Genomic DNA, 8,832 nt, shown 5'->3' with positions numbered 1-8,832 from the left:
GCGCAGGCGTTTTCGCGCGCGGGAGAGCCGCCCCCGAGCGCCACAACGGGCCCGCGCAGTCGCTCAGTACGAGGGTCAGCTGCCGGCCGGTCGGATCGCGCAGTTGCTCGGCGGCGCGCGGCGCCCGGCCGGTGTCACCGCCGATGTCATGGCCGGTCGCGACCACCAGGCGGCCGTCCGCGCCCGCCCGGACGTAGTACGCGGACACCTCGCGGAAGGCACCGAGCCCGGCGCACAACTGGCGCAGCTCCTCGAATGCCGTGTTCCACACGCCGGTTGACGTCGACACGTCCATGAGGAGGCAGAGGCGGGCCTCGCGGCGGGTGGTGGCGCGCAGGACGGGAAGGACGAGACGGGTCTCCGCCGCCTGTTCCGCCGTGGCCTGTTCGTCCAGGTCGAGGGCGGGCAGCCGGACGGGCGGGCGGTAGTGCTGGAGCGGACGCAGAGTGCGCTGGAGCGCGAGGGGGTGCGGCAGCGCGGTGGCGGTGGGGACGCGGATCCGGACGAAGCCCGCGTCCGTGTCGCCCGGTGCGGGGTCCGGCCGGGCGAGCCGGGGCCGTTCGACGTGCAGACGGGTGCGCAGGGCGGCCGGCCCGGCGGGCCCGCCCCGGTCGCCCACCGGCGCGTCGGCGTGGTGCGGCGCGGCGGATTCGCGCCGGGTCGCGAGGTCGCCCGCGGACGCCGGTGTCCCCGGCGGACTCAGCTCCGCCGGGGACACGAACCGTGCCAGCCACAGCGCCTCCGCCAGCTCGCGCGCCGACGGCTCGACACCGCCGAGGCCGCGAAGCCGGTCGGCCATTTCGCCGAGGCGCCCGTCGGGTGAGGTCATCCGCGCGGTCCGCCGCTCCCGTACTCACCCTGGTCGAGGGGCCGCATCAGCAGCTCGGCCAGCCGCTGCCGGTCCGGGCCCCGGTCCCGTACGGCCTCCTGGGTGAAGTAGATCGCGTTGAGGAGCTGGTCGGCGGCGCGCAGGGCACCCGGCTCCGAGTCGAGGAAGGCGCTGATCAGGTCCCCGTCCCCGCCGGCTCCGGCCCCCGCCCCGCCGAAGTGGGCGCCGACCATGGCTTCGAGGCGGGCCCGGCCCGAGGCGTCGTCGCGCGGCGAGGGCAGGTCGAGGTGGAGGCAGCGGCGCAGCAGCGGGGCCGGGAAGTCGCGTTCGCCGTTGCTCGTCAGCACGACGATCGGAAAGGCCCGGCAGCGGACCAGGCCGCCCTTCACCGCGGCCCGCTCGTCGTCGTCCGTGAGGACCTGGACGTCCGTCTGCCGCCGGGCGATGCGCTGCAGCTCGGCGATGCGGAACTCCCCCTCCTCCAGGGCGTTCAGCAGGTCGTTGGGCAGGTCGATGTCGCTCTTGTCCAGCTCGTCGACGAGGAGGACGCGCGGACGGTCGTACGGCAGCAGCGCGGTGCCGAGCGGGCCGAGCCGCAGATACTCGCCGATGTCCTCGGTGTGCCCGCGGGCGGTGTCACCGGACGGCGCCCCGGTGTGCGCCTGGCCCCGCACCTTCGCCATCTGGCTGTCCTGGAGCCGGGCGATGGCGTCGTACGTGTACAGGCCGTCGCGCAGGGTCGTGCGGCTCACGATGGGCCACTGCAGGACCCGGCCCAGGCCCAGTTCGTGCGCGATGGAATGGGCGAGGGTGGACTTGCCGGAGCCGGGGTCACCGGTGACCAGCAGCGGCCTGCGCAGATACAACGCCGCGTTGATCAGCTCCAGTTCCTCCGTCCGCCAGGCGATACCGCGGTCGCCGCGCGTCCCGAGGCGTCTGGTCGACTCCGAGCCGAGCGGCGGTACGACGGTGCCGCCGGGCTCGCCGTCGAAGTCGCGCCAGGGCGGCGGGGCGGGCAGCCGGCCGATGCCGTCGTGCGGCCCGCCGACGCCCCGGTAGATGAACCAGTCCGGGCGGCGGGTGTCGGTGCTCGTCAAGGGGACTCCAGCAGGTCGTCGCAGAGCGGGATCGGGCGCCGCGGATCGTCGTAGAGCAGGGCGAGGTGTTCCACCCAGTCGGTGTCGGGGGCGGCCAGGCTGAAGTCCTCGCGGAGGGTGCGCAGGCGCTCGGGCAGAGCGGTCCCCCGGCCGGCCGAGCTGAGCAGTTTGTCCGCGCGGACCTGCAGTTCGGCGCAGTCGGCGCCGCAGCCGTGCGGGTGTTCGGCCTTGAGGTTCCAGAGGGCGACGCCGTAGCCGGCCGCGATCGCGCGGGACAGTGACCCGGTGCTCTCGGCCGGCGTGCGGCACAGCACGGGCACCGCGCCCGGCGGCCCCTCGTCGAGGGTCCGCCGGGCGTAGGCCTCCGACTGCACGTACAGCGCCTTGGGCTCGCCCTCGGCGACTCCGCGCCAGCGCTCGCGCCACACGGACGCGGGCTCACCGCGCCGCTTCAGGGAGCGCAGGACGACCTGTCGGTGCACTCCGAAGCGCCGCTCGTCGGGACGCTGGCGGAGACTGCGGACGGCCGGTCGCGGCTGCCACAGACGGGCGTCCACGCCGAAGTGCTCGACCGGCAGGGCGACTTCGAGGCGGGCCCTGCGCTCGCCGTCGAGCTGACCGAAGGTGCGCATCAACGGCCCGGTCAGGGCCTCCTCCAGGTCGGCGAGGGAGACTCCTTCGCCGTCGAAGTCCTCGTCCACGGCCTGCACGGTCTCGGCGCCGCCGATCCAGGTCCAGATACGCCAGTGGAAGCGGTCCTTCGGCCGGAAGAGATCGGGCTCCAACTCGACGGCGACGACCGGCCCTTCGTCGTCCTCGGCGCGGTCGCTCCCCCGGGGGTGGGCACGCCGTCCCTGGGCACGCGGGGCATCGGACCAGGGCGCGGGTGCGCCCGGGGCCACGCCCATCAGGAGCGCCCGCTCGTGGTCGGGCAGCTTCCCGGCCCGCGACTCCACCCACCGCTCCAGCTCGGCGGCGGGGACCGGGGCCTGCGGCCCGCACAGCTGGGCGACGACCCGCAGATAGTGCAGCGACACGAGGTCGGCGCCCTCTTTCTTGTGGTCGTAAAGCCAGCCGTGCCCGTCGCGCCAGTCGCGCGGGGCGACCTCGTCCTGCCACAACGGTTCGTCGCCGAGAACGCGCTCGATCACCTGCTCCAGCTCCACCGGCGAATCCGGCTCGGGCAGCCTGGCGAGCAGCGCGGAGGCCTCGGCGCTGTCCCGCGGTCCCCACCGGCGCTCGCCGTCCGCGACCATTCCGTCCTGCGCCTTCACCCAGGACCCGCCGCCCATGGCGCTCTGGTGCCAGATGTCATGGGCGCGGATCAGGGCCGCGTAGGGGTTGTCCCCCAGTTCGCCCCGTTCCGCCTTGTCCTCCCCGGGCCCCACGACGACGGCGTGCCGGAACCCGCGCAGCGCGGTTGCCGCGACGGCCAGACCGCCGTCCTTCTGTGACCGGCGTGCCTTGACGACGCCGGCCACCACTCCGCGCCGGCAGTCGAGCAGTGGCCCGCCGGAGGCCCCGTGCGGGATCTCCACCGTGGGTCCGAGGGTCAGGCTGTGCGCATGTGCCTTGCCGTTGCACACCGATTCCCCCTTCCAGCGCTCGGGTGTGCCGTCGGGCAGGGAATACCAGCCGTACGCGGTGACGGCGGCCTTCGGCGCGTCATAGCGGTCGGTGAGCCGCACGCACGTGTGCGTCACGTCTTCCGTCAGCCGGATGAGGACGAGGTCCTGCTCGGGGTCCGTCCCGCCGCCGAACCAGTAGGCGGGCCGCGCCCGCACATCGAGCCCGCCGTGTCCCCGCACCCTCACCCGTAAGGAGCCGACGCCCGCCGGGCCGACCTTCAGGGTCAGGACGTGGGCGCAGCTGAGGACCCATCCGGGCGCGACGAAGAAGCCGCTGCCCCACAGCTTTTCCGGTTCGCTCTCCGGCCCGATCCGTACGGTGGCCCGGGTGACCAGCACGTCGAGCTTCTCCGCCGTCATACCGTCCCGGTGCTCTGGTTGTCGCGAACGGGGACCGGGGCAGGGGCGGGGGTGGGGCCGGGGATCAGACCGGCTGCGGCGGTCGTGCCGTCGACGCGGTCGCCGTTCTCCCCCGGCCGCCAGGTGAGCGTGATGGACAGGGCCGCCTTGGCCTCGCCGTCGGCGAGCAGGGCGACGGCCTTGCCCGGTTTCACGGCCAGTTCGACCCCGAAGGTGGCGCTGACCTCGTCGGGTCCGACCGCGCGTGCCGCGTCGAACACGGCCGAACCGACGCCCCGGACGAGTTCGTTCAGCTGGTCGATCCGTGCCGTCATGTGGTCGAGCGCCCCGACGTCCTCGTACGAGAACTCGTCCGCGCCGCCCGGTACTTCGCCCGGGTCGAGCACACTGACCCGCGCGAGGACGGTGTCGCCCCCGGGCAGTCGGATCTCCTGAATCACGCGTTGTTCCACGGCGTCCCCCGAGCATGGTGACTAACAGTGATGCCATTGTGCCTGTGCGGACACGAGCGCGTGGGGAAATGTGGACAACCTGTGGACAACCCCCCGTCCGGGCAACGGACGACCGCCGCCAGGGGCGGGTCCGGCCTCCGCATAATCTGGAGGCGTACGACCCATGGCCCGGCAGTCCCCAGGAGAACAACCGTGTATTTCACCGACCGAGGCATCGAAGAGCTGGAGAAGCGGCGCGGCGAGGAGGAGGTCACCTTCGAGTGGCTCGCGGAGCAGCTGCGGACCTTCGTCGACCTCAATCCCGACTTCGAGGTGCCGGTGGAGCGCCTGGCGACCTGGCTGGCACGGCTGGACGACGAGGACGACGAGTAGGTCTCGACACGGGTGTCTTGAGTGCGGTCTCCCCCGAACGGGTGTCTTGACTTTCCGTGACCGCGATATATCGTGAATAGCGGAAGACGCGATATGGCGCGTCATGCTGTGTCCATGTGTCCAGGGGGTCCGCACCATGTCCACGATGTCCGAGTGGTCCGTCAAAGAGCCCGGCAAACTCACTTTCGACGAACCCGTCACAGGCCTGCACGTACGCATCGTGAACGGCACGGTGAACGTGGTGGGTACGGACGAGGCTTCCGCGCGTCTGGAGGTCTCCGAGATCCAGGGCCCACCCCTGGTGGTGACCCAGGAGGACGGCGTCCTGACGGTGGCGTACGAGGACCTGCCCTGGAAGGGCTTCCTCAAGTTGCTGGACCGCAGGGCCTGGCAACGCAACGCGGTGGTGTCCCTGGCCGTCCCGGCCGGCACCCACGTGGAGGTGGGCGTGGTCGGCGCGGGCGCCGTGGTCTCGGGGGTCGACGGGCCGACGGTGGTGAAGGGCGTCACGGGCGACACGACCCTCGTCGGCCTCTCCGGCCCGGTCCGCGCCGACACGGTCTCGGGCAGCCTGGAGGCCCAGGCGGTCACCGGCGATCTGCGCTTCAACTCCGTCTCCGGCGACCTCACCGTCGTCGAGGGCTCCGGGCCGTCCGTGCGCGCCGAGTCGGTGAGCGGCTCCATGATCGTCGACCTGGACCCGGAGGGCCCGACGGACGTGCGGCTGACGAACGTCTCGGGCGAGATCGCCATCCGGCTCCCGCATCCGGCGGACGCCGAGGTCGAGGCGAACACGGCGAGCGGCACGATCTCGAACGCCTTCGACGGCCTCCGCGTCCACGGCCAGTGGGGCGCCCACCGCGTCACGGGCCGGCTGGGCGCGGGCACGGGCAAGCTGCGCGCGACGACGGTCTCCGGCTCGATCGCCCTGCTCCGTCGCCCCCAGCGGGAGGACGAATCGACGGACCGGACCGCCCCTGGGGACAATTCCGGCCCGACAGACCTCGCGAACAAGAAGGTGCTCTGACATGCCCCCCGTCTTCGCCCACGGCCGTCTGCGTCTCTACCTGCTGAAGCTGCTGGACGAGGCCCCCCGCCACGGCTACGAGGTGATCCGCCTCCTGGAGGAGCGCTTCCAGGGGCTGTACGCGCCGTCGGCGGGCACCGTGTACCCCCGCCTGGCCAAGCTGGAGGCCGAGGGCCTGGTCACCCACACCACCGAGGGCGGTCGGAAGGTGTACTCCATCACGGACGCGGGCCGCGCCGAACTGGCCGACCGCAGCGGCGAACTGGCCGATCTGGAACTGGAGATCCGCGAGTCGGTCGCCGAACTGGCCGCCGAGATCCGGGCCGACGTCCGGGGCGCGGCGGGCGATCTGCGCAGGGAGGTGCGCGCGGCGGCGAGCGAGGCGCGCAGGGACTCCGGAGCGGAGGAGATGCGGCGTATCAAGCAGGAATGGAAGGAACAGGCCCGCCGCGCGAAGGACGAGAGCCGCCGGGCCCGTGAGGAGGCCCAGCGGGCCAGGCGCCAGGCCAAGGAGGCCCAGGAACACGCCCGCGCCCAGGCCCAGGAAGAGGTCCAGCGCATCGCGAGGCGCGTCCAGGAACAGGTCCAGGACCACTTCACGCGGGGCGACTGGCCGACGGGGGTCCGGGAGGGCCTGACCGAACTGGCCAAGGAGTTCGGCGAGTTCGGCAAGGGCTTCGGCTTCCCCCGCCCCAACGGCACCACAACGGCCACCACCGCCACGAACGCCACGACCACCAGGGCACCGGAACCGGAGCACGAACCGACGTACACGGACACTCCCCCGGACTTCCCGGCCGGCTACGAACCGTCCTGGGCCCACGAGGAGTCCACCGGCAATCCGGCCCGCGACCTCGACCGTCTCCTCGACCGCTTCCGCGACGACATCCGCGACTCGGCCCGCGACCACGGCGTCACGGAGCCCCAACTCCTGGAGATCCGCGGCCACTTGTCGGCGGCGGCAGCGCTGGTGGGGGCGGCGCTGCGGACGCCGAAGGTGTGAGCGGGAGAGGGACGAGGGCCGCAGGGCACCCGCCCGACGGGCCTCACCCCGAGCCCGTCGGCCGGAGCCCCTCAGCCGGCGGCCTTCGCCTCACCCCCGCCGTACAGCACACGGCTCAGGGCCTCGTACGTGACTCCCTGATCGGCGAGGACCTCCGCCGGTACGCCGGGGCGGGCCGTCAGGGCGAGGAGGATGTGCTCGTCGCCGATCCGGCGGTCCCGGTGGGCCACCGCGATGCGCAGGCACCTCTCCAGCACCTCCTTGGCGTCCCGGCTGAAGGCACGGCGCCCCGACCACCAGCCCGTGTCCTTGCGGTCGCCGGACATCGCGCCGACGCCGTGCACATCCTCGACGCGGGAGACGAGGTCGGAGACGTCGATACCGAGCCCGGCGAGGGCGTCCGTCTCGGCCTGGGACAGTCCGGCGCGGCGCCGGGCGTCGGCGAGGGCGGCCTTCACCGGCTCCTTGCGGTCGGCGGCGAGCCCGAGCGAGGCGAGCGCGAAGGAGGCCCGGCTCGCCTCGCGGTCGAGCAGCGCGAACAGCAGGTGCTCGGCGTCGACGGACCGGCTGCCGACGCGCTCGGAGTGCTCGACGGCACCCCGCACCACGGCGCGCGCATCGTTCGTGAACCGTTCGAACATCACTGCCTCCCGTATTTCTTGTGCACGGCCTGCCTGCTGACACCCAGTTCCGCGGCGATCTCCTGCCACGACCAGCCCTGATTGCGCGCACCGCGCACCTGCACGGCCTCCAACTGCTCGACCAGCTTCCGCAGCGCGGAGACGGCCCGCAGCCCGACCCGCGGGTCGCGGTCGCCCGCGCGCTCGGCGAGATCTGTTGCTTCGGTCATGGTGTCAACATAGGTTGACACATGCGCCACGTCAACCCAAGTTGACAACTTGGGGCAGGTGAAAACCAGTGAACGACGATGACGATCAGGAGGTACTGAGAACGATCTTGCCGAAGAGCTCGCCGGACTCAAGTCGTTCGAAGCCCTCGCGGGCCCTGTCCAGCGGGAGCACCTCGTCGATGACGGGGCGTACGCCGGTGGCGGCGCAGAAGGACAGCAGGTCCTCCAGTTCGTCCTTGGTCCCCATGGTCGAGCCGACGACCTTGAGTTCGAGGAAGAAGATGCGGGTCAGTTCGGCGTGCGAGGGGCGGTCGCCGCTGGTGGCGCCCGAGATGACGAGCGTGCCGCCGGGCCGCAGCGACTTGACCGAGTGCGACCAGGTGGCCGCGCCGACGGTCTCGATCACGGCGTCCACACGCTGCGGCAGCCGTGCGCCGGACTCGACCGCCTCGACGGCGCCCAGCTCGACGGCCCGCTTCCGCTTGGCCTCGTCCCGGCTGGTGGCGAAGACGCGCAGGCCCGCCGCCTTGCCGAGCACGATCGCGGCGGTCGCGACACCGCCGCCGGCGCCCTGCACGAGCACCGAGTCGCCGGGGCGTACGCCCGCGTTGGTGAAGAGCATGCGGTACGCCGTCAGCCAGGCGGTAGGCAGACAGGCGGCCTCGGCGAAGGACAGCTCCTTGGGCTTGGGCAGGACGTTCCACACGGGTACGGCGACCTGCTCGGCGAAGGTGCCCTGGTAGCGCTCGGTGAGGATGGAACGGGGTTCCTTGGGACCGACGCCGTGCCCCGTCTGGCCGATGACGGAGTGCAGGACGACCTCGTTGCCGTCCGCGTCGACGCCGGCGGCGTCGCAGCCGAGGATCATCGGGAGCCGGTCCTCGGGGAGTCCGACTCCGCGCAGGGACCACAGGTCGTGGTGGTTGAGCGAGGCGGCCCTGACGTCGACGGTCGCCCAGCCGGGGCGCGCCTCCGGGGCTGGGCGGTCGCCCAACTCCAGCCCGTTGAGCGGGTGGTCGGGGTCGATGCGGGCGGCGTAGGCAGCGAACATGACGTCGACGATAGGGGCCCGCCGCCCCCGGTGGGAACGGCACGCCCCTGTGACACACGCCCTCTTGATTTCGCCCCCGCCGCCCCTACCCGTCCCATCCTCGGGGGCGCTGCCCCCGAACCCCCGTATCGCGCTGAACGCGCTCGTCCTCAAACGCCGGACG

Annotated in this window: 9 protein-coding genes and 1 pseudogene; 3 read left to right on the top strand and 7 right to left on the bottom strand. The window is 72.6% G+C overall.

Annotated features, from left to right (window positions below; translation table 11 throughout):
* The 4 genes and pseudogenes from ACWCRB_RS47395 to ACWCRB_RS47380 all read right to left on the bottom strand — a co-directional run.
* A pseudogene (locus ACWCRB_RS47395) lies at positions 1-829 on the bottom strand (SAV_2336 N-terminal domain-related protein); the annotation flags it as partial.
* Positions 826-1,926, bottom strand: a complete 1,101-nt coding sequence (locus ACWCRB_RS47390) for an AAA family ATPase (RefSeq protein ID WP_451002003.1) — start codon at positions 1,924-1,926, stop codon at positions 826-828. The gene ACWCRB_RS47390 and the pseudogene ACWCRB_RS47395, both read right to left, overlap by 4 nt.
* The gene (locus tag ACWCRB_RS47385) at positions 1,923-3,914 is read right to left on the bottom strand and encodes a VMAP-C domain-containing protein (RefSeq protein WP_451002002.1); all 1,992 of its coding nucleotides are present in this window, start codon (positions 3,912-3,914) and stop codon (positions 1,923-1,925) included. Before ACWCRB_RS47385 ends, ACWCRB_RS47390 begins: the two co-directional genes overlap by 4 nt.
* Positions 3,911-4,354 carry a CU044_2847 family protein gene (locus ACWCRB_RS47380; protein WP_451002001.1) on the bottom strand — a complete coding sequence of 148 codons (444 nt, stop codon included), beginning with the start codon at positions 4,352-4,354 and terminating at the stop codon, positions 3,911-3,913. Before ACWCRB_RS47380 ends, ACWCRB_RS47385 begins: the two co-directional genes overlap by 4 nt.
* Positions 4,355-4,558: 204 nt before the next feature.
* Here ACWCRB_RS47380 and ACWCRB_RS47375 point away from each other — a divergent pair, with 204 nt between their 5' ends.
* The 3 genes from ACWCRB_RS47375 to ACWCRB_RS47365 all read left to right on the top strand — a co-directional run bounded on the left by ACWCRB_RS47375 (position 4,559) and on the right by ACWCRB_RS47365 (position 6,768).
* A complete protein-coding gene (locus tag ACWCRB_RS47375; RefSeq protein ID WP_003992906.1) occupies positions 4,559-4,738 on the top strand; it encodes a DUF6104 family protein in 180 nt (59 codons plus the stop codon).
* Positions 4,739-4,883: 145 nt separating this feature from the next.
* Positions 4,884-5,765, top strand: coding sequence for a DUF4097 family beta strand repeat-containing protein (locus ACWCRB_RS47370; protein WP_451002004.1), 882 nt, complete (start codon positions 4,884-4,886; stop codon positions 5,763-5,765).
* 1 nt (position 5,766) lies between these two features.
* A complete protein-coding gene (locus ACWCRB_RS47365) occupies positions 5,767-6,768 on the top strand; it encodes a helix-turn-helix transcriptional regulator (protein ID WP_451002000.1) in 1,002 nt (333 codons plus the stop codon).
* Positions 6,769-6,839: 71 nt separating this feature from the next.
* Here the strand turns inward: ACWCRB_RS47365 and ACWCRB_RS47360 are convergent, their stop codons facing one another.
* The 3 genes from ACWCRB_RS47360 to ACWCRB_RS47350 all read right to left on the bottom strand — a co-directional run bounded on the left by ACWCRB_RS47360 (position 6,840) and on the right by ACWCRB_RS47350 (position 8,669).
* On the bottom strand, positions 6,840-7,409 hold the full coding sequence (locus tag ACWCRB_RS47360) for a Clp protease N-terminal domain-containing protein (RefSeq protein ID WP_451001999.1): 570 nt from the start codon (positions 7,407-7,409) through the stop codon (positions 6,840-6,842).
* Positions 7,409-7,618 carry a helix-turn-helix domain-containing protein gene (locus ACWCRB_RS47355; protein ID WP_105975866.1) on the bottom strand — a complete coding sequence of 70 codons (210 nt, stop codon included), beginning with the start codon at positions 7,616-7,618 and terminating at the stop codon, positions 7,409-7,411. Before ACWCRB_RS47355 ends, ACWCRB_RS47360 begins: the two co-directional genes overlap by 1 nt.
* An 85-nt stretch (positions 7,619-7,703) precedes the next feature.
* Complete coding sequence (locus tag ACWCRB_RS47350) at positions 7,704-8,669, bottom strand: zinc-binding dehydrogenase (RefSeq protein WP_451001998.1); 966 nt, start codon at positions 8,667-8,669, stop codon at positions 7,704-7,706.
* Between the last annotated feature and the right edge of the window lie 163 nt (positions 8,670-8,832).

The sequence above is a fragment of the Streptomyces sp. NPDC002156 genome, from assembly GCF_053593675.1.
The sequence above is the reverse complement of the archived record's forward strand: the minus strand, read 5'-3'. Positions and strand labels throughout refer to the sequence as shown.

What these genes read in the sequence shown, in the direction of transcription:
- ACWCRB_RS47385 (WP_451002002.1), bottom strand. Translation starts at nt 3,914, where the DNA reads ATGACGGCGGAGAAGCTCGACGTGCTGGTCACCCGGGCCACCGTACGG.
- ACWCRB_RS47370 (WP_451002004.1), top strand. Translation starts at nt 4,884, where the DNA reads ATGTCCGAGTGGTCCGTCAAAGAGCCCGGCAAACTCACTTTCGACGAA.
- ACWCRB_RS47365 (WP_451002000.1), top strand. Translation starts at nt 5,767, where the DNA reads ATGCCCCCCGTCTTCGCCCACGGCCGTCTGCGTCTCTACCTGCTGAAG.
- ACWCRB_RS47360 (WP_451001999.1), bottom strand. Translation starts at nt 7,409, where the DNA reads ATGTTCGAACGGTTCACGAACGATGCGCGCGCCGTGGTGCGGGGTGCC.
- ACWCRB_RS47355 (WP_105975866.1), bottom strand. Translation starts at nt 7,618, where the DNA reads ATGACCGAAGCAACAGATCTCGCCGAGCGCGCGGGCGACCGCGACCCG.
- ACWCRB_RS47350 (WP_451001998.1), bottom strand. Translation starts at nt 8,669, where the DNA reads ATGTTCGCTGCCTACGCCGCCCGCATCGACCCCGACCACCCGCTCAAC.